The organism is Polaromonas sp. P1_F9 (assembly GCF_056405615.1).
The window spans coordinates 293,084-319,885 of sequence record NZ_JBFUBT010000006.1 but is presented as its reverse complement, the minus strand read 5'-3'; the positions used below and the strand labels follow the sequence as shown (position 1 = coordinate 319,885).

Genomic DNA, 26,802 nt, shown 5'->3' with positions numbered 1-26,802 from the left:
CGAGCTATACAGGCGGTCCTATTCCTTGTTGTTGTGACTTGTATCGGTGTCGCCTTGTTGGTAAAAGGCTAATGCGTTTTATGGGTCTAAGTAATTCAAGCGGGAGTACTGCAAATGCAGCGGCCTAACAATTCAGTCAACTCGGACACACAAGTAAATCTGAGCGCTACTCGCATCCGGTTCTTGTGCGCCGGTTGCCTTCAACGTTAGGAGTCATAGGCGAAATGTGGGCCGCTGTCGCTGTCATCGCGCTCCTGGTCGTGGCCTGTGCGCTCATGGCTGGCCGAATGGTTCAAGCTCGTGAGCGTGCTGCCAAAGCCAATGACACGTTCGCCCTCAGATTCGTGATGGTCGAAGACGATGGCTCCGCTCGAACGCTTACAGCGGATGAAGTCGCCCACCTCAACACTGAGTTCTATCCTGTCGACGGGGCACGCCCATACATTAAGGCAAGCTATTCAGCGCTCACACCGGATGGTCGTATCGGCGGGTACCTCCTCCGTCGTAAGCTTCCGCCTACGGTCCTCGTCCAGCGTTCAACAGTGGGTGCCGGATGACGCCTAACCCTTCGTTGCACCCGACTCGCTACTGCGGGCTCCCGTCTTGCAAAGTTCGATCTGCTTTCTAGAGAGCAAGGCGTCATGGAACCATCCAAAGTAGCTCCCTGGGAATTCCTGCTAGCCCATATCTCACCAATAGCTGAGCGCGTGCTCGACCCTATTGAGGGTTTGAAGCAGCTAATGGCTGGAATACGGTCCTCGAACTACGATTTTGAAACGCCTGCAAGAGAGCATGTCGGTGATGCGTACGGCATTGAACAACTTCTTGGTCTGTACTGGAGCTACGACGAAGCGCTTGAACAGCCGTATGAATTCGTCTCTCACAACGAGTATGCGAAGTTCAACTTTGCAAAATTGAAGGAAGAAGCAGTGCTTGCATCTGTTAGCTGGGTACAACAATACTCGCCTAATGGTGCAGCATCACCAGCGCCCTAACCCTTCAATCGAGAGGACGTGCCCCGGCAAGCCGGGTCACGGCTCTCATCTCAAACGTTAGGCTTGGCCCGCGGTCGACGTGACACCAAGCGCAGCGACTGGCTCCCAAGGGTGCAGCCAGGCCGGGTTATGGGTAGCGATGGTCAAACACAACGGAATCGGCTGTTTAAGCTGCGCTCGTCTATATTGAGGAGGCGATCACCACACTGTCCGCCTAGAATCGTTTTGCGGGGTTTGATCCCTTTTTCATCGACCTGAGAAAAACTCAAAATGGGAAATAAGTCTTTTAATAACAAGCACTTGGCTGGGTTTTCAGCGGCCAGGTTATACCGCAAGCGCGATGTTATACCGCAGACCTTGCGGTATACATTACGTTAGGCCTCTTTTGGGATCTCCATGTATTTAGGTGGCGCACTAGTAATTGTCGGCGTGGCCATGCAAGTGGTGGCTTGGATCTTCTATCAACGTGACTATCCGAAGTTCTGGGTTTCTAGGCCGGTTTGGTACTTCTTGTATCCCAAAGGAGTGGCGCTCACTGTCGCAGGCGTTCTTATCGCTTTATCCGGAGTCCTGCTCTCTGCCAAATTCCAATGACTATCGCATGCTCGCTATCGGATCTGGAGTGCGCGCCTGCCTATATGCTGATCGCACTGATGAGGCCTAACCCTTCGTTCCAGCGGACTGCCTCCGGCAGCCGCTGAACTCAAACGTTATATGACAGAAGCCACTTCGTGCTCCATCCATGGCTGAAGTCGTGTTCCACGACGTCGCACTGCTGCACATTCGAGCTATGTCGGCTACGTTGCCGTGGATACAGCCAGTTGTCTCCGTAGTGTGGTGGAAAGGGGCTGCGGAAAATTCGCGAAATCCCGAAGGTGGCTCCAGCTGGCGAATGCTCGAACCGGCAGGGTGGCGCACCTTCGTCTCAGACTGGTACGAAAATGTCTCCGATCCAGATCCAGAGCAGTTGCCTCGCATTGATGGAGTTGCTGTGTATCGCGACAAGAAGGCCGACGATGCGCCGGGCAAATTCTTGATCTCACTTACTGAAAAGGGGCTGGCCGTTGAGCACGCTGCCACATAACCTGTCATTCAACCGGACCGCCTTCGGCGGCCGGCCACATTTACGTTAAATGGCATGGGACGATCGCTCAAGCTCATTGCGCGTTGGTCAGCGGCCCTCCTGCTCTCGCTGATGATTGCACTGCCTGGCGCATTCGCTGCTGCAATCTTCGGAGCATCGCTGGCGGAGCAGGAGTACTACGCGGGCAGAGAGCGGCCACCCTTGGGAGAGGACGACTTGGGGTTGGGTCTCGTCGCCGCAGGTGCGATTTTTTTGTACGGTGCCGGTGCTTTCATCGTTGTGTGGCCATTCGCCCTCTGGGGCTCTTACCGGTTTGTCCGCAGGGTTGTCGTCTAACATGTCAATCGATACGGGCCCACAACAGCTGGCTGCGGCTTCGCCACCGGTGTTAGTGGGCCGGTCATCTCTACATTAGCTTGCAATGGCCACGCAATCAATCACGGCAGTGCTCGACTTCTTAATTTCTCAAGCCAGCGCGCGCGCTCGCAAATTCGGTGGAGCAATTCCTCCCTTCTGCGAGGAGAGCACTGCTATCTTTGATGAGCTCGATTCGCTCGCGGCTAGCGAGTTCGAGCAGGTATATGCAATTTACCTGTCAGGCTCAGGCGCCGGCGAATGCATCACCCAAGTGCAGGAGGCAGCGCCGAATACGACGCAGGCTGCCTTGGAGACTATGCTTCGAGACCCAAATCTGCACGACGTGCTGTCTCGCGGGGCAGGAAGGCAACATGCACCGCAAAGCTAACAAACTAATCGATACGGACCCCCACGGACATTCGCTCCCTTTGGTCGCGCCTGCGCCTGGACGCCGGTCACACGCACGTTATGCCTCAGGAGTGAGAAAGTGAGCGCTGAGCGATGTTCCAGTTGTGGTTCGCCGACGTCTGGAGCCTTCGTGGAATACGGGAGCTACTTTCTGCGCTGCTTGACCTGCGGAGATGATGGTCCGGCGACCAGTTGGATTTCAATCGCGCCGCAGCTTCGCGGCAGATTCAAAGCGCTGTTCGCGGAGCCTTGGCCAGATGGTGTGCTGTTCGCGGAGGGCGAGGCTTCAGAAATCGCGGAGGCTGTTGTGTACGCGGCCGCACAGGGGAAACTTGTGAGAATAGTGGCGGCAGGTGCTGATGCATAACTTGTCAATCGACACGGCCCCACAACAGCAGGCCGCGGCTTCGCCGCTCATGTTGGTGGTCCGGTCACTTCTACGTTAAAGCGCATGCAGTTCGATAGTGAAACCTACGCAGCAACGAAAGGCAATGGGCCTGACTGGTCTGAGAATTTCTACCGGTTTTGCACCTTTCAAGCCATATCGACCGAAGGGGCCATGGTGCATGCTTTCTTCTTGGGTTGTGAATTTTCGGAGTGCGAGTGGTATTGGGGCCACTTTAGTCAAGCGGTCTTCGTAAACGTGAAATTCAAAGCCTGCAAATTTCAGGGCAGTTTTTTTGCCGACTGCAAGTTTGTCGAGTGTGAGTTTGAAGACTGTATTGTCACTATCGACAATCTCGGAGCTGGGTGTACCTTCAGAGAAAATAGGTGGTTTGGCTGCAGGCAAACAAACTGTACGGGACTTGAGAATGTGTTCAAAAATGCACTTTAACTGGTCGGCCAACACGGGCCCGCAACTGCAGGAAGCGGCTTCGCCGCAAGTGTTGCGGTCCGGTTGCCTCCAACGTTAAAACTCATGCTTAGTAGTGGCGCCATTGCCCTTATCGGCACCTATCAGCGGTACGTTTCACCACATAAGGGGTTTTGCTGCGCATACCGAGTACACACTGGCAGATCATCCTGCTCGGAATTCGCACGCCGGGCAATTCAGAGGCTCGGCCTTTTTGAGGGGCTTTTGCTTTTGCGCCTGCGTTTTGCGGCATGTACTGTTTCAGCCGCAGTGTTGAGTGAAAATCAAAAAGATGAGGAGGTTAAGAATGAAGCGTGCCCACTGTTTTCCAAGGAAGGTGCGACCTGTATGGGAAGCGGCTGCATCGGGGCATGCCCCTGGCCCTGAAGTGGCGGCACGAGTTTTAACTGGTTGTTCCATCGGATCGCCTGCGGCTCCCGCTGAGCGTCGACGTTAGCCGGCAGATGACACAGCCAGCCCAAACCTTGGAAGCGCATCTGGCCTGCTATGCCGAGGCGGACGCCCTTTATCGAAAAGGCGAGGTACTTCGAGCCCTGAAGTCGTTCCGGGACGCCCTGGTGCTGGCGCCCGGCGACGTCGACACCCTCTGGGCTCTAGGGGATTGCTACACCGATCTTGGGGAGCCAAGGCGGGCGGAGCGGTTCTATCGGAAGGCCCGTGCAGGAGCCGCGTGGCGTGAGCGAGGTGACCTCCTTTACAACATTGCAAATGCACTTCTCGACCAGCGTCGCCCAGCAGCTGCATTGCGTCTCTACAGGCTTGTGCCCCCGAAGGCCAGCTCATTCAAGTTGGCTCGCAAGAACCAAGAGAACGCGCGTGCGCTGCTGGCTAACATAACAGTCGACACGGACGCCCAACTACGTCCGCGCGCTTCGTGCGCTCCTGTCGGTCGCCGGTCATTTCTACGTTAGGCCGCAGCAAGAAGCCCACTCTTTCCACACAGATGAAACCAAGCAATTTCACCTTGCGGTTAGTTGATGCAATCGCTTCTCGCGTGAAAATCAATGAAGCTGACCTTTCAGATTCAGAGATCGTTTCAAGGCTAGAGGAGATACGACAATCCTTCCTTGAAGAGGCTGAAGTCTCCGACGACTTGAAGATTGCAGCGAACAGAACCGTAACCGGCCACATATTCAAAGCTCTGATCTTTCGGGATCCACCGCACGCCGAAGCGAGGCGTCTGTTTGACGAAGTTGAATCGCTCGGATTTTCTGATCTTCTGGAGGAGGGAACGATTGCTATCTTCTACTCCATGCACTGCATTCGCCAGTCCTTCTTCCATGAGGCGCGGCAGATTTTGGAGGCTCTCTTGGCCAAGACTGAGAATGTTTCTGCGGGTCCTCCACGAGTGCGGAAATCACTGCACAGAGATGCGAGTCGCCTGCTCGGCGAGCTCCCGTCATGAAAATCACATACGCATTGGTGAGCCGGAAAGGCTGCGGCCTAACCCTTCCAGCAGACCTGCCTTCGGCAGGCCGCTTAAGTCAAACGGTAAGCCTGGCCCGCGGCCAACGTGACACCAAGCGCAGCGACTGGCACCCAAGGATGCAGCCAGGCCGGGTTACGGGGAGCGATGGTCAAACACAACGGAATCGGTTTGGTCTCCGCTCGTCCATATTGAGGAGGCGGCAAGCACACCGTCCGCCTAGAATCGGTTTGCGGGGTTTGGTATTCTTTTTATCGACCTGACCGAAACTCACAATGGACAATAAGTCTTTTAATAACAAGCACTTGGCTGGTTTTTTGACGGCCAGGTTATACCGCAGGCGCGATGTTATACCGCAGACCTTGCGGTATACATTACGTTAGACCTCATGGCCCGATCTCAATAAAACGCTAGCGGGCCTGTCCCTGCGCGAGAGTTTCCCACCACGCAATTTCTTTGGGCATCAATAAGATGACTGTTCGACGACTAGAAGGCGAGTGCAACCACCCATACGATGCCACTGAGCGCATTCATTATGTTTGTACCTACCAGTTCAAAGCCATCGGCATCGTTTATGAAGTAAATGACTTGTTCGAAGGCAAGCTCACGCGCCTTGAGACCGGAGTCCTGACATGGGGAATCCATTCCTTTCCGCCACGTAGGCGACTTCATAAAATCATCCAGGAATGCATGGAAATTGTCAGCATGGAAAAGCTCTGGCTTGCCCGTCGTGAGGTCTAACATGCCAATCGACGCGGACACACAACATCACGTGGCGGCTTCGCCGCGAAGTGTTGTGCGCCGGTCATCTTCACGTTAGGCCCCGCCAATATGGAGCTAGCCTTCTCGATCGCATATGCCGTGGCAATCTTTGTTGCCTCAAATGTCGTCTCATTCCCCCTGGGCTTCATTAACGGCTTCCTGGAGGTCAGGAAGCAACCGCTAAGTCGGCGGTCTCGGCTCGTCCTCGAGTTCGCAGAAGGAGCCATTGAAGTTCTGGTCTGGATCGTCATCACAGTTCATCTGTTTCGCCAGCAGTTCGAGACTCCTTATTTGGTTGCCACTGGAGCGTACGGACTGGCAGGAGTGGTTGGATATCTCATTGATGTTCGAGTCTTCAAGAAGTCACGAATCACCTTTCTCATCCGCATCCTCTTCACCTCCACGTTCTGCGTTGTCGTGGGCGCATATGTTGCATAGGCCCGTGCGCGCGAGGCCCAACCCTTCCTGCAAGCTGACGTGCCTTCGGCACGCCGTTTAAATCAAACGCTAGGTCGCTATGGCGATGGCGTTGCAAAAAAAACCGCCATAACCGGAAGCCGACCGCTTCGAATTGTCATCCCGACCGGGATATCGCGTGCGATACCATGCCCCATGTGAAGGGGGACGGGCGTTATGCAAATTATCGGAATCGTGTTGGCGATTGGTGTTGGACTCGTGAGTTGGCCGGCAGCATTAGCCTTGGGTGGATGGGGTTCTCCCCTGCGCGCTCTTGATTCACTTTTATTCTGGACTCCCATTGTTGGCGCGGCCATACCAATCGCTTTGCTCCTATTTGCGAAAGGGGCAAAAGTATCTGGGGCGTGGGTGGTGGCGTTGGCTCCGCTTCTCGGTGTACTGAACGTACTTTGGAGTGTCGATTTCTATACGTCTTACCTTGGACCCAGTCTTCCTTCGTCTGACCCAATCCCATGGGCATTCATGGTTTATTCTGCAATGTGGCTGCTGCCCTGGTTGTATGTGATCACTGCATTGAGGAAAAGAAGACTGTCCGCCTAGAATTGGTTTGCGGGGTTTGGTCCTTTTTTATTGACCTGAACAAAACTCAAAATGGAAAATAAACCTTTTAATAACAAGCACTTGGCTGGGTTTTCAGTGGCCAGGTTATACCGCAGGAGCGATGTTATACCGCAGACCTTGCGGTATACATTACGTTAGACCTCACGAGATGGCACTTCACGATCACGGCCGGTGGACAACCCGAAATCGAGCGCTGCGTTGGGTGTCGGGCTGCCTGTACTTATCGGCTTCCCTGAGCCTCCTCGGCCTGCCGGTACCGCGGAACCTTGTGGTTTTTGCTTTTCTCCTGGCTTGCGGCGTGGTGAGCACTTGGTTTTTGCTTCGGGCGCCGTGTCCGGCCTGCGGCTCAAGCTTCAGCGGTCGCGAGGAGTTTGGCTTCTGGCCGCCGCTGAACTCATTACGTTCAAGCTGCAATAGCTGCGGTTTTCCGCGACAGGAGGGGGAGTGAGGTCTAACAGGTCGTTCGACGCGGACACGCACCTGCAGCGCGCCGCAAGGCGCGCGGGTGATCGTGCACCTTGCGGCGCGCTGCCGGTGCGTTCCGGTCAACTCCAACGTTAGGCCGCTTGGAGCGCTATTCCAAATGCCTTCACTTTCACCGTATCAGCTGTCAGTCGCCCAGACGTTTCTCGCGGCAGGTATAGAGTTTCTCGTGATTGGTGGAAAGGCGATGCAAGCACACGGCATGAACCGAGAAACGGAGGATCTCGATCTCGTTGTCTCGCGGGCGGAGGTCAACGCAGACAAGCTTCATCAGGTACTGAGCGCCTTCACACCAGTCCAAAGCAACAAACTCACGGTTGAAACGCTCCAGATGACAAAGAAACTTCTCTGTCTTCCAGATCAGGCCAGTAAAGAAGTCGATGTCCTAACCTCAGTTGGCGCACTCGACTTTGCAGCAGCTACCCAGAACGCCCTTCTCGCAAGCTTCGAGAATTTGGAACTCCGGGTACTAGGGCTCGAAGAGCTCTTGTACACCAAGGTCGTTTCAGCATCGAGCAACTTGGCACAAGAAGCTCAAGCTCGCGACCTAGCAGATGTCGAGGCAATCTTGGCGCACTGGAAGCGGCGGCTTAGCCCTTCAATCGAGAGGACGTCGCCCGGCAGGTCGGGCGCCGCCTCTCATCTCAAACGTTAGGCGGCCCATGCGATACGTTGCCACCGGCAGAGTCCACCCTGAGCGAGCCGACATTCGCTTCGGCCCCGTCGAATGGCAGATGCCAGAGCACGGACGGGTAGTCGCACAGTGCGACTCTTCTCAAGTCACGGTGCTCCTGGACCTCATGTCAATTGACGGTTTCATAACCGCATACATCGCGGCGGAACACTTCGCGCACATTGTTGTGGGCGCGCTCGGATTCTCGTTGGGCTCGGGCTACGCGGTCGAGTTGATTCAAGTTACCGAGGAAGACGGAACGCCCCATGTATTTGGTGTTCGGCCAACGGGCACTGCATCAACCGAAACGCTCGGATTTGATCCGTACGGCCCCGTATTCAACCGAGCGTTCGTGCAGGCGAATCGCGATCTGTTTTTCCGTCTGGCACTGCGAGACTATCTCCGCGCCATCAACGACACAACCGATTGCGCGACCTACTGCTTCCGCGTAGTCGAGAGCCTGAAGTCCGCATTCGCCTTCAAGACGGGCAAGGACACTTGGCAGTCTTTGCATGACGCCTTGGGCACGGAGCGCGCAATCATCGACAACACTATCAAGGCATACGCCGATCCTGTTCGCCACGGAAACTGGGTCAACGCAAAACCTACCGATGGACCAACGCGCTGGAAGATGCTGCTATTAACCCGAGACATTCTGCTCAAATACTTGGAGCATGAGCAACCAACCGACTAACCGTTCCATCGAGGGGATGTCCGCAAGCGGGCTTCGCCCACTTGCGGCCCTGTCATGTCTCGTGAGATATGTTCAAGAAACTTCGCCGAAAGGACCTCGCCATGCGCATGCATTTCCCCAACGCTCTTGTACTTGCCCTACCGATAGCCCTCTCCGCCTGTGCAGGAGGCCCCGCCGCATCAACGCCAGCATCTGCGCCGCCAAGCGGTGCCTGCAACGCCGCACCAGCCCAATTTGCCGTGGGCCGCAACACCAACGCAGCACTTGAAGAAGAAGCCCGCACACGCGCCGGCACCAAAGCCGTCCGGGTGCTGAAACCTGGGCAGATCGTGACGATGGAGTTCAATGCTGATCGGCTGAGCCTGACGGTGGATGCTGCCGGGCGCGTGACGCACGTGAGCTGCGGCTAAAAAAAGGGCCGTCACGGAAGCCGGCAAGCGTTTGCGGTTTTTTTTGACTTCTTTTGTTTTCAAGTTGCCGCGGCTGCTTGCGCCTGGCCTTGCTGAGCAGACTACGTTCGATGGATTGCCAGGTTTGGCAGGCCGACATAACTGCTTGAATGTTGTTGTTGCCTCCCCACGCAAGCCCGCAGTTTGCGGGATGCAAACGACCCGTTGCTGATATTCTTTCTTCGTTCGGCAGCCTCTGCTGGCCACCTGCTCCACTTATCAAAGGCTGCGAATGTCAATCAACAACTGGAATGCCTTCCTGAAGAAAGCTTGCGCGTTTGCCTTGCTGTTTAGCGGATTTCTCACCGCGGCAGTGGCTGCTTCTGAAGCGGTGCCAGCGGGTGGGCCAAGACCCGGGGAATTCAAAAAACTGGGCATTTACCCGTGGAGTTGCTATGGCGTTCAAGGTGACGTCTGCAAGGGCGAAGACTGGCCGGACCTCCCGACCAGTGCAGACCGCCTGAAACTGCTTTATTACCTGAACCCTCAGCTGAAAAGTTTTGGCCTGCTTGAACAGGCGCTCAAAGACCTGTCGGGCTCTGACAAAAACTTTTTGACGGGAGAGCCTTTGTCCAGTACGCCTTACTTTGCTTTCCACCAGATTTTTAAAGGGCCAGGCGCGGGGGAGCATGAGCGCATGCAACTGGCGCAATGGAAAGCCGCGTTTCCGAATTCGCATTTTGTTGCCCTTGCGGAAGCTGCTTACCAGTATGCAGATGCATGGAACGCACGGGGCGGGGGGTATGCCGGCACCGTTTCACCCGAATCGTGGAAGCTGTTCGACAGCAGACTTCGGGCTGCACAGAAGCTTCTCGACAGCGCGCCTGCGGCCGCGAAGAAGACGCCGCTTTGGCATGGCCTGGCCCTTGGTATTGCGCTGGACTCAAGGAACAAGAACAGAGTAGCACCTGTGTTCAAGGCTGCCGTGACGCAATGGCCCCGGCAATTCGAGTTCTACACACATGCTGTGTCACGGTCGACGCCCAAATGGGGCGGCAGCTGGGAGATTGTGGAAGCTTTTATAGATCACTGGAGCAAGCAACAACAGGCTACCGAAGGGTTGTCGATGTATGCGCGTTTGTATATTAGCCTGGCAGGAACAGCTCTTCCGAGCGACACAAAAATGAAGTGGGAGAGGATGCGGGCAAGCCTTGAAGACCTGGCCACACGCTACCCCGACCCTGCATTCAAAAACTACTTTGCTGCGTACGCCTGTTTCGCAAGGGACAAACTGGCATACACAAAAGCCATGAGCCAATTGCCAAAAGAGCAGCTTCTTCACGGTATATGGCTTGAGAGTCATTCGTACGATGTCTGCACGCTATGGGCCTCCAAATAGGGACATAACCGCATGCTGAAACTCATCGATTTGAAGAAGGCGTTGATTCTTTACAACTGGATCAGCCATCTGAAAAAGGGTTGCATTTTTACAGCGCTCGCGGCTGCTCTCGCCGGCCCGGCATCTGCCGCCTCAGGCGACGAAATGCCATGGCGTTGCTACACGCCCCCCGGAGGGCCACCATGCAACAACGACTATTGGCCCAACTATCAGACCGCCGCGTCAAACCTGAAGCTGCTGTACACAATGGAAAGCTTCAAGGCGCTGGAACGGGCACTAAAAGAGTTGATCGCATCGGGCAAGAATTTCCCCGCAGGCGAGCCCATGGCTACCGCTCCTTATATGGCGTTCAAGCTGGCAATGCCCGCACCAGGAACGTCGCCCCAGGAAGAAGAGCGAATCAAACGCTGGAAGGCCGTTGTTCCGAACTCTTACTTCGCCGTTTTTGCCGAGGCGCGTTACCAGTACGCCAGTGCGTGGGAAGCGCGCGGCACGAGCGGGCCGAACTCGATATCTCCGGAAGCCTGGGAGCTCTATGACAGCAGGCTTGCTGCCGCACAAAAAATACTGGATAACGCGCCCACCGAGTTGAAAGCCACACCGATGTGGGACATGCTGACGCTTGCCATTGCACTTGACTCAAGATCACCCAATGCCAATATTGCAGCGACCTTAAAGAACGCCGTCAAGCGTTGGCCGAGGGATTTCTATCTTTATAGAAATACCCTGGACAGCATGGCCCAGGCGGAGGGCGGGAACTGGGAAGCCATTGATGCTTTTATCAATTACTGGAGCGAACAGCAAAAGGCCACGGAAGGTAGCTCAATGTATGCACGGCTTTATATTCACCGGACTCGAGCTTTGCTGCCCGGATCAAAAATGAACTGGCCGCGAATGAAAGCAAGTTTTGAAGACCTGATTGAGCGTTATCCGGATCCGTACTTTAAAAACGTCTATCCGAGCTATGCATGTGCCAAACGAGACAAGCCCGCGTTTGTGAAAGCCATGAAGCAATTGCCGAAGGAAGAACTGAACAGCAGCTATTGGTTGAGCGGAAAATCGTATGAAGCTTGCGCGAAATGGGCAGCCAGATAGGCCGAACACTTATGCGACCCTGGATTTTCTGACGCAATCGCGCCGGAAGATACGGCTTGCGTACCCGGCTTAACGGCCATCACGACCCTTGCTGAGCTTGCCCTGTTGCTGAAGCTGCCGCTTGCGCTTGGCCTTGTTGAGGGACTCGGGCTCTGGGGGGCGGTTGCGCAATGCTTCGGCTTCGCGGGCCTGCAGTTTTTCTTTGCGCTTTTTGTCGCGAAAGTGCACAAACAGCCGGCCCAGGCCGAAGCTGACGGCGCAGCTGATCACCAGAAAAACAACGGCGGATGTTTCCATAAGATTGTGTTGAGTGGCGTTGGCGTTGGCGCTAGTCGACCAAAAACAAGGATTGCAGGTCGTTCAAAAAATCAAATCCGCGCTCGGTGGGCTTGATGCGTACGAAGTCTCGCTCGATCAGGCCCTTGCGTTCGGCTTCTTCCAGGCCGCGCTGAATGGCGGTGACGGGCAGGCCGGTTTTTTCGGTGAACTCCTGCAGCTTGAAGCCGTCGCGCAGGCGCAAGGCGTTGAGCATGAACTCGAACGGCAGGTCGGCGCGGCTGACTTCGGTTTCTTGCGTGACGGCTTCACCGGCCAGGGCCTTTTCCATATAGAGCTTGGGCTCACGGTAACGCACCTGGCGGACCACACGGTGCGCAAAGCTGAGCTTGCTGTGGGCGCCGGCGCCTATGCCGAGGTAGTCGCCAAACTGCCAGTAGTTGAGGTTGTGAAAGCAGCTGTGGCCGGGCTTTGCGTAGGCGGACACTTCATAGCGCTGCAACCCGGCGGCCTGCGTGATCTCGGTGATTTTGTCGAGCATGGCGTAGGCGGTGTCTTCTTCAGGCACCACGGGCGGAAATTTGGCGAAGTAGGTGTTGGGCTCGATGGTGAGGTGGTAAATCGAGATGTGGGGCGGCTGCAGCGCCAGCGCCTGCCGCATGTCCTGCTCGAGGCTTTCCATGGTCTGGCCTGGCAGCGCGTACATGATGTCGAGGTTGAAGGTGTCGAAGGCCTGTGCGGCTTCTTCTACCGCGGCGATGGCCTGGGCGCGGTCGTGCACGCGGCCGAGGGCCTTGAGGTGTTTGTCGTCAAAGCTTTGCACGCCGACGGACAGGCGCGTGACGCCGGCGCTGCGAAAGGCCTTGAAGCGGTCTTTTTCAAAGGTGCCGGGGTTGGCTTCAAGCGTGATTTCGCAGTCGGCTTCCAGCCTGAGGCGTGCGCGGATGTCGGCAAGCAGACGGTCTATGGCTTGGGGCGAAAACAGGCTGGGTGTGCCGCCGCCAATAAAAATGCTGTGCACCATGCGGCCCCAGATCAGGGGCAGCGCGGCCTCCAGGTCGGCCACTACGGCGTCGATGTAGCGCTGCTCTGGCATTTCACCGGCGACCTCGTGCGAATTGAAGTCGCAATAAGGGCATTTCTTGAGGCACCAGGGCAGATGCACATACAGCGACAGCGGCGGCAACGCGGCCAGCTGCAGCGTGCCGCTGCGCATGTAGTGCTGGATGTCTTTCATGATGGGTTCTGATCGCTGAACGAATATGGCAGGGACGAAGCCTCGCATCCGTTGAAGCTCAGGCCAGCAGGCACCGCGGGGCCGGCTTCGCCGGACCGCAGGTGCCGCCCCTTGAGGGGGAGGCCGCGACACGAAGTGCGCGAAGCCACGGGGTGTTTCATGTCAGCCAACGCTCGCGCATGAGTTCGATCATCTGGCGTGCGGCCTTGCCGCGGTGGCTGTTGGCGTTTTTGACTTCAACGGGCAGCTGCGCGAAGGTTTTGCCGAACTCGGGGATGTACATCACAGGGTCAAAGCCGAAGCCGTTGCTGCCGACTGGTGCCGGTGCGATTTCTCCGGCCACGCGGCCTGAGGCGATCAGTGGCTCCGGGTCTTCCGCAGACCGGACCGCCACAAGGGTGCTGACCAGCGCGGCGCGGCGCTGGGCGGGCTGCGTGAACCCGGCCATTTGCTCGAGCAAGGCCTTGACGTTGTTGTCGTCGCCTTTGGCATAGCCAAACTGCGTGGCGTAAAACGCGGTGTCTACGCCCGGGAGGCCGCCAAAGGCATCCACGCACAAACCGGCGTCGTCGGCCAGCGCGGGCAGGCCACTGAGGCGCGACGCCTGGCGGGCTTTGGCAAGTGCGTTTTCCACAAAGGTGCGAAAGGGCTCGTCAGCCTCCGGCAGGCCCAGCTCGGCCTGGCTGACCAGCGTCAGGCCCAGGGGGAGGAACATTGCCTTGAGTTCGGCGAGTTTGCCCTGATTATTCGACGCAAGTACGATTTTCATAAGCAAAAAGGCCTCTAGCCCAATAGAAACATGCCCGAGCAGCTATTAATTTGATAGCGACTGTTTCTGCATGCCGACCAGTTCGACGATGCCTTTTTCGGCCAGCACCAGCAGCGCGTCCATTTCCTTGCGCGAGAACGCCGCACCTTCGGCAGTGCCCTGCACTTCCACATAATTGCCGGCGCCGGTCATGACGACGTTCATGTCGGTGTCGCAGGCGAAGTCTTCGGTGTATTCCAGGTCCAGCAGGGGCGTACCTTGCACGATGCCGACCGAGATTGCGGCCACGTGGTCGATGATGGGGGTTTGCTGGAGCTTGCCGCTGGCCAGCAGGGTATTGACGGCGTCCTGTGCAGCCACAAAAGCGCCGGTGATGCTGGCGGTGCGGGTACCGCCGTCAGCCTGAATCACGTCGCAATCAAGATGGATGGTGCGCTCGCCGAGTTTTTTCAAGTCAAACACCGACCGCATCGACCGGCCGATGAGGCGCTGGATTTCCTGGGTGCGGCCGCTTTGCTTGCCCCGGGCGGCTTCGCGGTCTCCGCGGGTGTGCGTGGCGCGGGGCAGCATGCCGTATTCAGCCGTGACCCAGCCTTCGCCGCTGCCCTTTTTGTGGCCGGGCACTTTTTCTTCAACGGAGGCGGTGCAGAGCACCTTGGTGCCGCCGAACTCGATCAGCACCGAGCCTTCGGCGTAGGCCGTGTAGTGACGGGTGATGCGCACGGGGCGCAGGGCGTCGGCCGCACGCGCGCCGCTTCGTTCAAACTGACTCATGATGGATGGCTTTCTGGCAAGGCGCCGGATTGAATGGCGGAATTGAAGGGAATGGAACTGGAATGGAGCAGGAACGGAAGAGGCAAGCGGCGCCGAAGGCGCAGCCACCGAAACGGCTAAGCCGGGGTATCAGGCTTTTCTTGCGGCCGAGCGGCGAATGGCTTCGTTGATTTCAGCGATGGAGCGTTCAATGGTCGCTTCGTCAAGGTCGTCCACCACGGTATCCAGCACGCCGGCCTGGATGGTCGAGGCGAAAACGCCGTCCATGATGCTGTCGGTAGACACCCCCCGGGTGGATTCGAAGGCGTCAGGCGTTTCCCACTCCATGGCCAGCACGGTGACGTTGTCGCTGTGTTCGCCGCCGGTACGCAAGGCATTTTCAACCAGGTCGGGGACGGCATCCGAAACGCCTTTGCCGGCCAGCTGGCGGACAATTTCCTCGTCGCTCAGGCTGCCCCAGAGACCGTCGGAGCAGAGCAGCAGCTTGTCGCCCTGCTGCAGGGTCACGGGCCCGGCAACGTCAAAAACAGGTTTTGTCGGAGAACCGAGGCAGGTGAACAGGATGTTGCGGTTGATGCGTTCGAGCTTGATGACGCCGGCGCTCTGCTGCTCCAGGTAGGAGTGGTCACGGGTACGCGTCAGCAGTTCGCCGTCTCGCACCACATACAGGCGTGAATCGCCGCAATGGACCCAAGTGGCTCCGGTGCCCTGCAAAATCGCCGCGACCAGCGTGGTGCGGGGCGTGTCGAGCATGCCTTTTTCGCTGGCGTAGCGAATGATCTGGTGATGCGCCGCCATCAGCGCGGTGGAAAGAAATTCGGTGGTGTCTTCAATGACAGGGCGCGCTTCTTTCTGGTACAGCGCGGAAATGGTCTGCAGCGCAAGCTGCGCCGCCACTTCGCCTTCAGGATGGCCGCCCATGCCGTCTGCCAGCACGAACAGGCCCGACTCTCGCGTGTAGCAATAGCCCATCCGGTCTTCGTTCTTCTCGCGCCCGCCTTTTCGGCTTACCTGAAAGACTGAGAATTTCATTTGAATTTAGTCGCGTAGCCAGTGGCCTTGCGCGCGGTTTTTTTCGTGTCAGACACCATGTTGTCAAACTGAAGGCGAACCTTTTCGCTGACGGTGAGTTTGGTGTAACGACGCTCACCTTCCCTGCTTAATTCTTTTTGTAGTGCAAATACCGACTGTGGCCGTGACAAGGGGTCAAGGGACATGCACCACTCGACAACTTCAATCAGGTTGTCGGAATACACGCCACGCAAACGGGACAGGGCTAGCGACAAACGGTCTTTTTCAAGGCGCTGCGGCGCATCATTGGGGGGATAGCCCTGCATGGTGGCGTAAATGCAGGCGCCGATCGCATAGATATCGGTCCAGGGACCCATGGAAGAGTCCCTGCGGTACATCTCGGGGGCAGCAAAGCCCGGGGTGTACATGGGGCGGATGAAGTTGCCTTCCTTGCTCAGCACCTCTCGGGCTGCGCCGAAGTCGATCATGACGGCGCGGTTGTCGTCGGTAATGAAGATGTTGGCGGGCTTGATGTCCAGGTGGAGCATCTTGTGCTGGTGCACGATGCGCAACCCACGAAGGATTTCGTCGAAAAGCGAACGGATGGTTGACTCGCGGAAGACCTTCTGCTTTTTCAGCTCGCGGGCCGTGATGATGAAATCCTGCAGGGTTCCGCCCTCCAGATAGTTCATGACCATGTAAACGGTCTCGTTTTCACGGAAGAAATTCAGCACGCTGACCACGGAGCCGTGTGAAATCTGGGCCAGTGAACGGCCTTCTTCGAAGAAACTTTTGAGTCCCAGGCGGTACAGCGAGAGCTTTTCGGCCTGGACCTGCGGAAGCAATTCCCCCGGTGCGCGGCCAGCCAGGGACGATGGCAGGTATTCCTTGATGGCGACCTGCTGGCCCTCGTTGTCGACGGCCAAGTAAACTACGCCAAAGCCACCGGCTGAAAGCTTTCGCACAACACGATAGCCACCAATCACGGTGTCGGGCGGCAATGGTGCGGGCTTGACCTTTGACATAATTTGGGATGAGCCAGAATGACTTGGTCAGTCTGGGTCTTGTTCTCTCTCTAGTAAAGCGTATTTTTAAATGTCAGTTTACAGCATGACGGGTTATGCAGCCGTGCAATCGAGCATGGCGCAATCCGCCCCGGAAACTGAATCGGGTGCGGATGCCTGCTCCCGTCTGGGCGTCGAAATACGCTCTGTCAACAGCCGGTTTCTTGATTTGGCGTTTCGCCTGCCCGACGAACTGAGGCAGGCCGAGCCCGCATTGCGCGAATTGCTCACCGGCAAGCTCAAGCGCGGCAAGGTGGAAGTGCGGGTTTCGCTGGAAAGTACCTCGGCCAGCACCCTGCGCGCGCCGTCTTCAGCCACCCTGCAACGGCTCGGGTCGCTGGAGGACAGCATCAAATCCTGGCTGCCGCAGGCACCCGCGCTCAGCGTGGCAGATATTCTGCGGATCGCCACCAATGAGGACAAAAAACCACATGACTACAGCGATGAGCTGCTCAAGCTGGCCAAAAAAGCCTTGAAAGAGCTGATGGCGGCCCGCGAACGCGAAGGCGCCCGGCTGGCCGACATGCTGCTTGACCGCACGGGACAGCTGCGTGCGCTGGCAGCGCTGGCGGTGCCCATGGTGCCCAAACTGGTTGAGCAGCAGAAAACCCGCTTCCTGGAACGCTGGAAAGAAGCCATGGCGCTGTCGGACGGCGCCACGCTGCCGGAAGTTGCACAGGACCGGGCGCTGACAGAGGCCACAGCCTTTGCCATCCGCATTGACGTCGCGGAAGAAATCACCCGCCTCTCCTCGCACCTTGATGAAATTGACCGCCTTCTGGCAAACGGCGGGGAACTGGGCAAACGCCTGGATTTCCTGATCCAGGAGCTGCACCGCGAAGCCAATACACTGGGCTCCAAATCGGCATCCCTCGAGCTAACACGCATTTCTGTCGACATGAAAGTGCTGATAGAGCAGATCCGTGAGCAGGTCCAGAACGTCGAATAGCCCCGCCCCAGCCTAAAAACACCGAAATTACCGCCCAGGACGCATGGACTACCCCGGAAACCTCTTTGTTGTAGCCGCCCCCAGCGGGGCCGGCAAATCCAGCCTGGTCAAGGCCCTTCTGGAACTGGATTCACGCATCCAGCCCGCGGTGTCACACACCACACGCCCTCCGCGCGGCCAGGAAAAGCACGGCAGGGAGTACTTTTTCCTCTCGCCCGAGGACTTTGACGGCATGGTGCTGCGCGACTCCTTCCTGGAATGGGCACATGTACACGGCCACCGCTACGGCACCTCGCGGCAGACCATTGAGGAGCGAATCGCCACCGGCGCCGACGTGATTCTGGAAATAGACTTTCAGGGTGCGATCAACATCAAACGGATTTTTGCCAATGCGGTGCTGATTTTCATACTCCCGCCAAGCTGGGAAGAGTTGCGCTCGCGCCTGCAGCGGCGTGGCGAAGACAGTGCCGAAGTCATCGAATTGCGGCTCAAAAACGCGGCCACCGAGATGGCCCAGGCCCGGGAATTCGACTTCGTTATAATTAACGAGTTATTTGAGCGGGCAGTTTTCGACCTGAAAACCATTGTGCATGCCCAACGGCTCAAGTTTTCGGCCCAGCGGCGAGCCCGCGCCGAAACCTTCCAGGCCCTTCAGATTCCCTGATTTCACCGCTTTCCACGTTATCGATCACACCGGAGATCACCATGGCCCGCATTACCGTTGAAGACTGCCTCGAAAAAATTCCGAACCGCTTCCAGCTGGTTCTGGCTGCCACCTACCGTGCACGCATGCTCAGCCAAGGGCACGCCGCCAAGATTGAAAGCAAGAACAAGCCTGGCGTCACCGCTCTGCGCGAGATCGCAGAAGGCAAGATCGGCCTCGAAATGCTGAAAAAAGTGCCCTCCTGAGTCAAATCTGGCACCGAAAAAAAGCACCGCAATGCGGTGCTTTTTGCATTTATGGCCTCATAAAGTCCATTTTCTCCATGATTTATTCATGCCGCGATACATTTAAGGCATGAGCGCCATGCTTTCGCCTGTTGTTTCGAGCAAGTCGACCCCCGCCGCCGCGAACGCGGCAGCGGCAAGCTTTGCTGCGCTCACGGCGAAACTCGACTACATGAGCGCTGCCGACATTGACAATGTCCGTCGCGCCTATCGCTTTGCCGATGAGGCCCATCTAGGCCAGCTGCGCAACAGCGGCGAACCCTATATCACCCACCCTATCGCCGTCGCACAACAATGCGCCGAGTGGAAGCTGGATGCTCAGGCGCTCATGGCCGCCCTGTTGCATGACGCCATCGAAGACTGCGGCGTCACCAAGCCCGAGCTGATTGAGCGTTTCGGCGCGCCGGTGGCTGAACTGGTGGACGGGTTGACCAAACTCGAAAAGCTGGAATTCAACACCCGGGAAGAAAACCAGGCTGAGTCTTTCCGCAAGATGCTGCTGGCCATGGCACGCGACGTGCGGGTCATCCTGATCAAGCTGGCTGACCGGACGCACAACATGCGCACGCTCGGCGATGTCCCGCGCGCCAAATGGACCCGAATCTCGCGCGAAACCCTGGACATTTACGCGCCCATCGCCCACCGCCTGGGCCTGAACACCACCTACCGGGAATTGCAGGACCTTTCCTTCCAGCACCTGCACCCCTGGCGCTATGCCACCTTGACCAAGGCGTTGCAGAAGGCCCGCGGCCGCCGGCGCGACGTGATCAAGCGAGTGCAGGGAGAAGTCGAATCGGCCTTTACCGGCGCCCATGTGCCGGTGATGATCTCTGGGCGGGAAAAGACGCTGTATTCCATCTACCGCAAGATGGATGAAAAGCACCTTTCGTTTGCCCAGGTGACCGATCTCTATGGGTTTCGGGTGATCGTGAAAGACCTGACGGCCTGCTACACGGCCATGGGGGTGTTGCACCAGCTCTACAAACCCCTGCCCGGAAAGTTCAAGGACTACATCGCGATCCCGAAGATCAACGGTTACCAGTCACTGCACACCACACTGGTCGGGCCCTTCGGTACCAACATCGAGTTCCAGATGCGCACCGAAGCCATGCACGTGGTGGCGGAATCAGGGGTCGCGGCGCACTGGCTCTACAAGGCCACCGACCCGGATGGCGACGCTTCGCAGCGGCTGGGGACACAGTGGCTGCAATCGCTGCTCGACATCCAGCAGGAAACACGCGATGCGGCCGAGTTCTGGGATCACGTCAAGATTGACCTGTTTCCCGAGGCGGTCTATGTGTTCACGCCGAAAAGCCAGATCATGGCCATGCCGCGTGGCGCGACCATCGTGGACTTTGCTTACGCCATTCATAGTGACGTGGGGCACCGCGCCGTGGCGGCCAAAGTCAACGGCGAGCAGGTGCCGCTTCGGTCCGAGTTGCACAACGGCGACGTGATCGAAATCATCACGGCTTCGGTCTCCAGCCCCAACCCCGGCTGGCTGGGATTTGTACGCACGGGGAAAGCCCGCTCCAAAATACGCCACCACCTGAAAACCATGGCGCTGTCCGAGTCGCAGGACCTGGGCGAAAAAATGCTCGCGCAGGCGCTGCGTGCCGAGGGCATCGAACGCGAACGCCTCCCCGACGACGATGAAGCCCACCACGCCACCTGGGAAAAGATCCTGCGTTTTACCGGCAACCGGTCACGTGCCGATCTGCTAACCGACATCGGGCTGGGCAAACGGATCGCCAGCATGGTGGCCAAGCGCATCGTCACCCTGCTTGCCGAAACCGGTGAAAAACCCAATGCCCTGCTCATGAGCCGTGAGCGCTACACCGCCCATGAGTCTGTGTCGCAAGGCGCGCTGGTGATCGATGGGAGTGAAGGCGCCTCCGTGCAGTTTGCCCCCTGTTGCCGCCCGATTCCTGGCGACGGAATTGTGGGCTACCTGGGCCGCGGTGAAGGCTTGGTGATACATACCGATGACTGCGCCGTCGCCAAGCGACTGCAGCACCGTGACAGCGAGCGTTTTATCGCCGTGGACTGGTCAGACGAGCCAGTGCGCACGTTTGAAACAAACCTCCTGGTCACCGTCTCCAATGGAAAAGGAGTCCTGGCGCGCGTGGCGGCTGCATTGGCCAGTGCCGAGGCGGACATTACCCATGTCGACATGGGTCAGGAGCCTTCGCATGATGCCACGGACCTGCGCTTCGGCGTTGCCGTGCGCGACCGCATCCACCTGGCTTCCGCCTTGCGCAGCGTGAAACGCACACCTTCCGTACTGCGGGTGCAACGCGCCAAATCGTCCGGCTAATCCGCTGTCGATTTGTTCGGTGCGGGATAGTCCACTTTCAGTACCTCGAGCGCCTGCATGCCCTGCGGAGTCACGAGACTCACTTCATCGCCCACACGCGATTTGAGCAGGGCTCTGGCGACGGGAGATATCCAGCTGATTTGCCCCAAGGCACTGTTGGCTTCATCAATGCCGAGAATGGTCACGACCCGTTCGGCTCCGTCGCTATCGGCGAAGGCCACTGTCGCGCCAAAAAAAACCTGGTCGCTACCGTAATGCACCGACGGGTTGCTGATTTCCGCAATTTCCAGTCTCTGCGTCAAAAACCGGATTCGCCGGTCGATTTCCCGCAGCCGCTTTTTACCGTAGTGATAGTCGCCATTTTCGGAGCGGTCTCCATTGCTGGCAGCCCAATGAACGATTTCCACCATTTTGGGACGCTCGCTGTCGATCAGGTCCAGAAGTTCGCTGCGCAGATGTTCATAGCCCTGCGGTGTGATGTAATTTTTGCCGCCTGCAAGCAGGGGCGCGAGCGTCGGCTCGTCGTCCTCCGGCTCGGTTTCTTTGGTAAACGCTTTGTTCATGCTCCGGCCACCATAGCATTCATGGCAGCCGGCCGCGAATGCACCTAAAAATCTTCCATTTTCAGCACGAGGGGATTTTCAGGCGTGTAGCTCACACCCGCCACGACCAGATCAGCGGCCCGGGCGTGAATCATTTCAGCATCCTGTTCATACGCTTTTTTCAGGGAATCCGGCCCAGGCACGGCGCCGAAGAACTCCTCCATCGCCTCGCGCGAAATCCTGACGGGAATGATGCTGCCCGCGTACGACAAGCCAAAACTGAGCCACTCACCGTGGTCCTCGACATTCAGTGATCCCATGTTTCTCCTCCGGAATTAGGCTTCCAGAATAGCGGAGCTCTTGTTGGACGTACAGCCCGTCCGGCGCCGCCCAGTCCCAGGAAAACCACTATCGCGATGGCAACGGTATGAAAAAGGACCCCAAAAGCGGCCCCCGGAAAGAAAAATAGCCTAGAGGGATGAGCCTCTAAGCTATTGAAATCACTTAAGAAAGTGGTGCGGCTGGCAGGAATTGAACCCACGACCCCTTGGTTCGTAGCCAAGTACTCTATCCAACTGAGCTACAGCCGCTAAGCCTCAAATTATAGCTTATTTAAATGGTAGGGCGTGAGTGACTTGAACACTCGACCAAAGGATTATGAGTCCTCTGCTCTAACCAACTGAGCTAACGCCCCACTCAAGGGATCGATTGTAAGGGCCTACTTGCTATGGCTGAGCGCGGTGCTCACCAGCTTGGAGGTGATGTCGACAATCTGGATCATTTTTTCGTAAGGCATACGCATGGGCCCTATCACGCCCAGGGTTCCCACGACCTGTCCGTCGACTTCATAAGGGGCCGTCACCACAGACAGCTCCTGATACGGAATCACCTGGCTTTCGCCGCCGATGTAAATCCGGACTCCCTCGGCGCGGCTCGAAACATCGAGGAGACGCATCAGCTGCGCCTTTTGCTCGAAGAGATCAAAGAGCTTGCGCAGGTTACCCATATCACCGGAGAAGTCGCTGACGGCCAGCAGATTGCGTTCGCCGGAAATAACCACCTCGTCGCGCGATTCGATGGCCTCCGAGCTGACCTTGACCGCCGCCTGCATCAACGTGGCGATTTCACCGCGAAGGGCTTCCACCTCGTTCTTCAGGCGCTCCCGCACCTCTTCGATCGCCATGCCAGCGTAGTGTGAATTGAGGAAATTGGCCGCTTCAACCAATTGGGACTGCGTGTAGTCCGCTTCGGTGAAGATTACCCGGTTTTGCACATCGCCGTCGGGCGAGACGATGATCACAAGAAAGCGTTTTTCGGACAGGCGCAAAAACTCGATATGGCGAAATACCGACGTCCGGCGTGGCGCCATGACGACACCCACGAATTGCGACAGGCTCGACAGCATGTGTGCCGCATTGCTGAGCACTTTTTGAGGCTGATCAGGTGCCAGGCGGGGCGTTCCGATCTGACCGGATGCGGTGAACGGGTCGCGCTTAGTGGTCAGCATGGTGTCGACAAAAAGCCGGTAACCACGCGCAGTTGGAATACGCCCTGCCGAGGTGTGCGGGCTAACAATCAGGCCAAGCTCCTCGAGGTCGCTCATCACATTGCGTATGGTGGCCGGAGACAGTTCAAGGCCGGAAGCTTTGGAGAGCGTACGCGAACCTACCGGCTGTCCATCGGCAATGTAGCGTTCAACGAGTGCTTTCAGCAGTAATCGGGCACGATCATCAAGCATGGTGCCATTCTACGAAGCTTCGGTTGCCATGTTGTGATGTAATTTGCCGATGAAGTCGCAATTTCGCCATGTCGCATTGATCGGCAAGTACCACGCGCAAGGTTCCCGGTCAGCACTGGAGGAGATCGCACACTTCCTGGGCACCCAGGGTTGCGATGTGGCGATCGAGCAGGACACCGCGAGCAACACTGGCCTGACCCAGTTCCCAACCCTTGACGCAGCTGGCATAGGTGCCCAGTGCGACCTCGCCCTCGTCGTGGGGGGCGACGGCACCATGCTCGGTATAGGCCGGCTGCTGGCCCAATTCGGCATCCCCCTGGTGGGCATCAACCAGGGCAGGCTGGGGTTCATCACCGACATCGCCTTTGAGGACTACCAGAACACACTCATTCCCATGTTGCGTGGCGAGTATGAAGAAGATCGACGCTGGATGATGCAGGCCGAGGTCGTGCGTGACGGCAGGTGCGTCTTCAGCGCCACCGCCATGAACGACGTTGTCGTGAACCGCGGAGCGACCGCCGGCATGGTGGAACTCCGTGTGGAGGTCGATGGTCGCTTTGTGGCAAACCAGCGCGCGGATGGCCTGATCATCGCCTCGCCGACCGGCTCCACGGCCTACGCCCTTTCAGCGGGCGGGCCCTTGCTGCACCCATCGATTGCCGGCTGGGTGTTGGCGCCGATTGCACCGCATACCTTGTCCAACAGGCCCATTGTGTTGTCGGACTCGGGCGAAATTACCATTGAAATCGTCTCTGGCCGCGACGCTAGCGCCAACTTCGACATGCAATCTCTGGCCAGTCTGTTGCATGGCGACCGCATCACCGTCAGGCGCTCCGAACACCAAATGCGTTTCCTGCACCCCAAAGGCTGGAGCTATTTCGACACTCTCCGGAGAAAGCTGCACTGGAATGAAGGCGTAGCCTGACCAGCCAGGATTCAAGTTATGAGCCTCAAAACCATATCGCTTCGCGACTTCGTCATCGTCCACAAGCTTGAGCTGGATTTGTCCGGCGGCTTCTCGGTGCTCACCGGTGAAACCGGTGCGGGTAAATCGATCCTGATTGATGCACTGCAACTGGCGCTGGGCGCTCGAGCCGATGCCGGCGTGGTTCGCGAAGGCGCCGCACGCTGCGAAATCAGCGCAGAGTTTGACAGCCCCGCCGGCCTGGCCCCCTGGCTGGAACAAGCCGGCTTCGACAGCAGCGAAACCCTGCTGCTCAGGCGCACAGTTGACGCGCAGGGCAAAAGCCGGGCCTGGATCAATGGCAGCGCTGCAACAGCCACCCAGCTCAAGGACATCGCCGACCAGCTGGTGGACATCCACGGCCAGCATGCATGGCAAAGTCTGACCCGCCCCGACGCGGTACGCGGCTTGCTCGACTCCTATGCTGAAGTCTCTACCGGCGAGTTGTCACGCCTCTGGCAACAATGGCGGCTCGCCCAGAAAACGTTGAACGACGCACGCGAAGCACAAGACAGCCTGCAGCGTGAACGCGAGCGGCTGGCGTGGCAAATCGGCGAGCTCGACAAGCTGGCACCCGGGGCCACCGAATGGGACGAGCTGAATGCCCAGCATGGACGGTTGTCCAACGCGCAGGCTCTGCGCGACGCGGTGCAGATAGCCGTAGACGCATTGCAGGAGTCCGACGAAAACGCCACCGCACTGCTGGGACGAGCCATTGCATCGTTGCAAGGCCAGGAACACATCGAACCCGAGTTCAAGGGCATCCTTGAGGTGTTAAATGGCGCTCTGGCCCAGATGGAAGATGCGGTGCATTCGCTCAACGGCTACGCACGGCACGCCGAACTGGAACCCCAACGGCTGGCCGAACTCGACGAGCGCCTCTCACTGTGGGTAAGCCTGGCGCGGCGCTACAAACGCACTCCGGCCGAATTGCCCGAATTGCTGGCCTCCTGGCGGGCTGAGCTGCACAAACTCGACGAAGCCGCCGATCTGGTTCAACTTGAAAAAAAAGAAAGCCAGGCAAGGTCAGCCTACCTGGACGAAGCCGGCCAGGTGTCGAAGGCGCGCAGCAAAGCTGCACCCAAACTCGCCAAGGCCATTACCCAGGCCATGCAGGGCTTGGGCATGCAGGGCGGAAAATTCGACGTGGCGCTCAACAAACTGGAGCAACCAGCCCAGCACGGGCTGGAGCAAGCCGAGTTCCTGGTCGCGGGCCATGCCGGCAGCACGCCCCGCCCCGTGGGCAAGGTCGCTTCCGGCGGCGAGTTGTCGCGCATAGCGCTGGCCATCGCCGTCACCACCAGCCAGCTGGGACAGGCGCAAACGCTCATATTTGATGAGGTTGATTCGGGCGTGGGGGGTGCCGTGGCCGAAACCGTCGGACGGCTGATGAAACAACTGGGTAAGGACCGGCAGGTCATGGCAGTCACCCATCTGCCCCAGGTAGCGGCCTGTGCCGACCAGCACCTTGTCGTTGCCAAGCGGGCCGAAAACGGCACCACCCTCAGCACCGTAGACCATGTCAACGGGGAACAGCGCGTGGCTGAAATCGCCCGCATGCTCGGCGGCGAGCGGCTTTCCGGCACTACGCTGGCCCATGCCAAGGAAATGCTGGGACAGTGATGGCAGCACTGGAAATGGTTCTTATCACCGGCATGTCGGGTTCCGGAAAATCGGTTGCCCTGCATGCGCTGGAAGACGCCGGTTATTACTGCGTGGACAACCTTCCGCCGGAATTGCTGACGCCCTTCGTCGCACTGGAGCAGCAGCACGGCGCCCAGAAAGTTGCCATTGCCATGGACGTGCGAAGCGCAGTCTCGCTTCCCCTGGTGCCCCAGCAGCTGCGGCAGTTGCGCGCTTCCGGCGTAGCAGTGCAATCCCTCTTCCTGGATGCCAACACCGAGACCCTGGTGCGCCGCTTTTCCGAAACACGCAGGCTTCACCCTCTGTCGCGTATTGACGCCTCCGACCAGCACCGGGCATTGGTAGACGCCATAGAGCTGGAGCGGGAGTTGCTGGGTGAGATGCGCGAGCAGGCCCACGTGCTCGACACCAGCATGATCCGCTCATCCCAGCTGCAAGGCTATGTGAAGTCGTTGATCTCCGCCCCCAGCACCCAGCTCACGCTGGTGTTCGAGTCCTTTGCCTTCAAGCGGGGTGTGCCGCTGGACGCGGATTACGTGTTTGACGTTCGCATGCTGCCCAACCCTCACTATGAATCGGGCCTGCGCCACCTGACCGGGCTTGATGAGGCCGTGGCAAGCTATCTCAAGACCCATATGGAAGTGGGTGACATGTTCCGTCATATCGAGCAATTTCTCAGTCATTGGCTGCATGCGCTGGTACGTGACCACCGGAGTTATGTAACCGTGGCCATCGGCTGCACCGGGGGCCAACACCGATCCGTCTACCTTGTCGAGGAATTGGCCGCAGCTTTCGGCCAGCAATGGCGAACGCTGAAGCGGCACCGCGAGCTTGATGCCACTTGACCCCAAACAAAGCTGGCGCGGGGGCTTCATCCCCCGGGCACCGCGGT

At 58.0% G+C, this 26,802-nt stretch carries 30 protein-coding genes and 2 tRNA genes; 20 read left to right on the top strand and 12 right to left on the bottom strand.

Features of this window, described 5'->3' with window-relative positions; all coding sequences use genetic code 11:
* Nucleotides 1–641: 641 nt before the first annotated feature.
* The 7 genes from AC1DYR_RS18915 to AC1DYR_RS18885 all read left to right on the top strand — a co-directional run bounded on the left by AC1DYR_RS18915 (nucleotide 642) and on the right by AC1DYR_RS18885 (nucleotide 5,123).
* Nucleotides 642–995 carry a hypothetical protein gene (locus AC1DYR_RS18915; RefSeq protein ID WP_477688596.1) on the top strand — a complete coding sequence of 118 codons (354 nt, stop codon included), beginning with the start codon at nucleotides 642–644 and terminating at the stop codon, nucleotides 993–995.
* 742 nt (nucleotides 996–1,737) lie between these two features.
* Entirely contained in the window at nucleotides 1,738–2,079 is a 342-nt protein-coding gene (locus AC1DYR_RS18910; RefSeq protein WP_477706445.1) for a hypothetical protein, read from the top strand.
* A 54-nt stretch (nucleotides 2,080–2,133) separates the two neighbouring features.
* On the top strand, nucleotides 2,134–2,415 hold the full coding sequence (locus AC1DYR_RS18905; protein ID WP_477706444.1) for a hypothetical protein: 282 nt from the start codon (nucleotides 2,134–2,136) through the stop codon (nucleotides 2,413–2,415).
* 880 nt (nucleotides 2,416–3,295) lie between these two features.
* Nucleotides 3,296–3,679 (top strand): pentapeptide repeat-containing protein, encoded by a 384-nt coding sequence (locus AC1DYR_RS18900; protein WP_477706443.1) that lies wholly within the window; start codon nucleotides 3,296–3,298, stop codon nucleotides 3,677–3,679.
* An 84-nt stretch (nucleotides 3,680–3,763) separates the two neighbouring features.
* Entirely contained in the window at nucleotides 3,764–4,084 is a 321-nt protein-coding gene (yidD, locus tag AC1DYR_RS18895; RefSeq protein WP_477706442.1) for a membrane protein insertion efficiency factor YidD, read from the top strand.
* 77 nt (nucleotides 4,085–4,161) lie between these two features.
* Nucleotides 4,162–4,629 (top strand): tetratricopeptide repeat protein, encoded by a 468-nt coding sequence (locus AC1DYR_RS18890; RefSeq protein ID WP_477706441.1) that lies wholly within the window; start codon nucleotides 4,162–4,164, stop codon nucleotides 4,627–4,629.
* Between the two features lie 32 nt (nucleotides 4,630–4,661).
* Entirely contained in the window at nucleotides 4,662–5,123 is a 462-nt protein-coding gene (locus tag AC1DYR_RS18885; RefSeq protein ID WP_477706440.1) for a hypothetical protein, read from the top strand.
* A gap of 507 nt (nucleotides 5,124–5,630) precedes the next feature.
* On the opposite strand, the gene AC1DYR_RS18880 is transcribed toward AC1DYR_RS18885, so the two are convergent.
* A complete protein-coding gene (locus tag AC1DYR_RS18880; protein ID WP_457280218.1) occupies nucleotides 5,631–5,888 on the bottom strand; it encodes a hypothetical protein in 258 nt (85 codons plus the stop codon).
* Nucleotides 5,889–5,975: 87 nt separating this feature from the next.
* On the opposite strand from AC1DYR_RS18880, the gene AC1DYR_RS18875 reads away from it, so the two are divergent.
* The 6 genes from AC1DYR_RS18875 (at nucleotide 5,976) to AC1DYR_RS18850 (ending at nucleotide 11,677) form a co-directional block, all read left to right on the top strand.
* Complete coding sequence (locus tag AC1DYR_RS18875) at nucleotides 5,976–6,344, top strand: hypothetical protein (RefSeq protein WP_477706439.1); 369 nt, start codon at nucleotides 5,976–5,978, stop codon at nucleotides 6,342–6,344.
* Nucleotides 6,345–7,527: 1,183 nt separating this feature from the next.
* Nucleotides 7,528–8,082 carry a nucleotidyl transferase AbiEii/AbiGii toxin family protein gene (locus tag AC1DYR_RS18870; RefSeq protein ID WP_477706438.1) on the top strand — a complete coding sequence of 185 codons (555 nt, stop codon included), beginning with the start codon at nucleotides 7,528–7,530 and terminating at the stop codon, nucleotides 8,080–8,082.
* A 7-nt stretch (nucleotides 8,083–8,089) separates the two neighbouring features.
* Entirely contained in the window at nucleotides 8,090–8,794 is a 705-nt protein-coding gene (locus AC1DYR_RS18865; protein ID WP_477694343.1) for a DUF8168 domain-containing protein, read from the top strand.
* A gap of 101 nt (nucleotides 8,795–8,895) precedes the next feature.
* Nucleotides 8,896–9,204: an I78 family peptidase inhibitor gene (locus AC1DYR_RS18860; protein ID WP_477706437.1), complete on the top strand. Its 309-nt coding sequence runs from the start codon at nucleotides 8,896–8,898 to the stop codon at nucleotides 9,202–9,204.
* Between the two features lie 271 nt (nucleotides 9,205–9,475).
* Nucleotides 9,476–10,582, top strand: coding sequence for a DUF4034 domain-containing protein (locus AC1DYR_RS18855; protein ID WP_477706436.1), 1,107 nt, complete (start codon nucleotides 9,476–9,478; stop codon nucleotides 10,580–10,582).
* 12 nt (nucleotides 10,583–10,594) lie between these two features.
* On the top strand, nucleotides 10,595–11,677 hold the full coding sequence (locus AC1DYR_RS18850; RefSeq protein WP_477706435.1) for a hypothetical protein: 1,083 nt from the start codon (nucleotides 10,595–10,597) through the stop codon (nucleotides 11,675–11,677).
* A 69-nt stretch (nucleotides 11,678–11,746) separates the two neighbouring features.
* Here AC1DYR_RS18850 and AC1DYR_RS18845 read toward each other — a convergent pair whose 3' ends face one another.
* The 6 genes from AC1DYR_RS18845 to AC1DYR_RS18820 form a co-directional block, all read right to left on the bottom strand.
* Nucleotides 11,747–11,974 (bottom strand): hypothetical protein, encoded by a 228-nt coding sequence (locus tag AC1DYR_RS18845; protein ID WP_477706434.1) that lies wholly within the window; start codon nucleotides 11,972–11,974, stop codon nucleotides 11,747–11,749.
* A gap of 31 nt (nucleotides 11,975–12,005) precedes the next feature.
* Nucleotides 12,006–13,190, bottom strand: coding sequence for a radical SAM family heme chaperone HemW (gene hemW, locus AC1DYR_RS18840; RefSeq protein WP_477706433.1), 1,185 nt, complete (start codon nucleotides 13,188–13,190; stop codon nucleotides 12,006–12,008).
* Between the two features lie 157 nt (nucleotides 13,191–13,347).
* On the bottom strand, nucleotides 13,348–13,959 hold the full coding sequence (rdgB, locus tag AC1DYR_RS18835) for an RdgB/HAM1 family non-canonical purine NTP pyrophosphatase (protein WP_477706432.1): 612 nt from the start codon (nucleotides 13,957–13,959) through the stop codon (nucleotides 13,348–13,350).
* Between the two features lie 45 nt (nucleotides 13,960–14,004).
* A complete protein-coding gene (gene rph / locus AC1DYR_RS18830; RefSeq protein ID WP_477649612.1) occupies nucleotides 14,005–14,733 on the bottom strand; it encodes a ribonuclease PH in 729 nt (242 codons plus the stop codon).
* A gap of 129 nt (nucleotides 14,734–14,862) precedes the next feature.
* The gene (locus AC1DYR_RS18825) at nucleotides 14,863–15,765 is read right to left on the bottom strand and encodes a PP2C family protein-serine/threonine phosphatase (RefSeq protein ID WP_457282179.1); all 903 of its coding nucleotides are present in this window, start codon (nucleotides 15,763–15,765) and stop codon (nucleotides 14,863–14,865) included.
* Complete coding sequence (locus tag AC1DYR_RS18820; protein ID WP_457282180.1) at nucleotides 15,762–16,769, bottom strand: serine/threonine protein kinase; 1,008 nt, start codon at nucleotides 16,767–16,769, stop codon at nucleotides 15,762–15,764. The genes AC1DYR_RS18825 and AC1DYR_RS18820 overlap by 4 nt, the downstream gene beginning before the upstream one ends.
* Before the next feature lie 70 nt (nucleotides 16,770–16,839).
* Here AC1DYR_RS18820 and AC1DYR_RS18815 point away from each other — a divergent pair, with 70 nt between their 5' ends.
* The 4 genes from AC1DYR_RS18815 to AC1DYR_RS18800 all read left to right on the top strand — a co-directional run bounded on the left by AC1DYR_RS18815 (nucleotide 16,840) and on the right by AC1DYR_RS18800 (nucleotide 21,022).
* Nucleotides 16,840–17,757 (top strand): YicC/YloC family endoribonuclease, encoded by a 918-nt coding sequence (locus tag AC1DYR_RS18815; protein ID WP_477706431.1) that lies wholly within the window; start codon nucleotides 16,840–16,842, stop codon nucleotides 17,755–17,757.
* A gap of 43 nt (nucleotides 17,758–17,800) precedes the next feature.
* Nucleotides 17,801–18,421 (top strand): guanylate kinase, encoded by a 621-nt coding sequence (gene gmk / locus AC1DYR_RS18810; protein ID WP_477651217.1) that lies wholly within the window; start codon nucleotides 17,801–17,803, stop codon nucleotides 18,419–18,421.
* Nucleotides 18,422–18,462: 41 nt separating this feature from the next.
* Entirely contained in the window at nucleotides 18,463–18,666 is a 204-nt protein-coding gene (rpoZ, locus tag AC1DYR_RS18805) for a DNA-directed RNA polymerase subunit omega (protein WP_011482283.1), read from the top strand.
* A gap of 109 nt (nucleotides 18,667–18,775) precedes the next feature.
* Entirely contained in the window at nucleotides 18,776–21,022 is a 2,247-nt protein-coding gene (locus AC1DYR_RS18800; protein ID WP_477667766.1) for a RelA/SpoT family protein, read from the top strand.
* On the opposite strand, the gene greB is transcribed toward AC1DYR_RS18800, so the two are convergent.
* From greB to hrcA, 5 genes are all read right to left on the bottom strand, one after another.
* Nucleotides 21,019–21,585, bottom strand: a complete 567-nt coding sequence (greB, locus tag AC1DYR_RS18795) for a transcription elongation factor GreB (protein WP_477706430.1) — start codon at nucleotides 21,583–21,585, stop codon at nucleotides 21,019–21,021. The genes AC1DYR_RS18800 and greB overlap by 4 nt on opposite strands.
* Nucleotides 21,586–21,629: 44 nt before the next feature.
* Nucleotides 21,630–21,884, bottom strand: a complete 255-nt coding sequence (locus AC1DYR_RS18790; RefSeq protein WP_477706429.1) for a hypothetical protein — start codon at nucleotides 21,882–21,884, stop codon at nucleotides 21,630–21,632.
* Between the two features lie 193 nt (nucleotides 21,885–22,077).
* A tRNA-Arg gene (locus AC1DYR_RS18785) sits at nucleotides 22,078–22,154 on the bottom strand.
* Between the two features lie 27 nt (nucleotides 22,155–22,181).
* Nucleotides 22,182–22,258, bottom strand: a tRNA-Ile gene (locus tag AC1DYR_RS18780).
* A gap of 24 nt (nucleotides 22,259–22,282) precedes the next feature.
* The gene (gene hrcA, locus AC1DYR_RS18775) at nucleotides 22,283–23,302 is read right to left on the bottom strand and encodes a heat-inducible transcriptional repressor HrcA (RefSeq protein ID WP_477706428.1); all 1,020 of its coding nucleotides are present in this window, start codon (nucleotides 23,300–23,302) and stop codon (nucleotides 22,283–22,285) included.
* A gap of 49 nt (nucleotides 23,303–23,351) precedes the next feature.
* Between hrcA and AC1DYR_RS18770 the strand changes: the two genes are divergently transcribed.
* The 3 genes from AC1DYR_RS18770 to rapZ are packed head-to-tail and all read left to right on the top strand — an operon-like array spanning nucleotide 23,352 to nucleotide 26,755.
* Nucleotides 23,352–24,227 carry an NAD kinase gene (locus AC1DYR_RS18770; protein WP_457282187.1) on the top strand — a complete coding sequence of 292 codons (876 nt, stop codon included), beginning with the start codon at nucleotides 23,352–23,354 and terminating at the stop codon, nucleotides 24,225–24,227.
* Between the two features lie 18 nt (nucleotides 24,228–24,245).
* Nucleotides 24,246–25,889 (top strand): DNA repair protein RecN, encoded by a 1,644-nt coding sequence (recN, locus tag AC1DYR_RS18765; RefSeq protein ID WP_477706427.1) that lies wholly within the window; start codon nucleotides 24,246–24,248, stop codon nucleotides 25,887–25,889.
* Nucleotides 25,889–26,755, top strand: coding sequence for an RNase adapter RapZ (gene rapZ, locus AC1DYR_RS18760; protein WP_477706426.1), 867 nt, complete (start codon nucleotides 25,889–25,891; stop codon nucleotides 26,753–26,755). The genes recN and rapZ overlap by 1 nt, the downstream gene beginning before the upstream one ends.
* The last annotated feature ends 47 nt before the right edge of the window (nucleotides 26,756–26,802 follow it).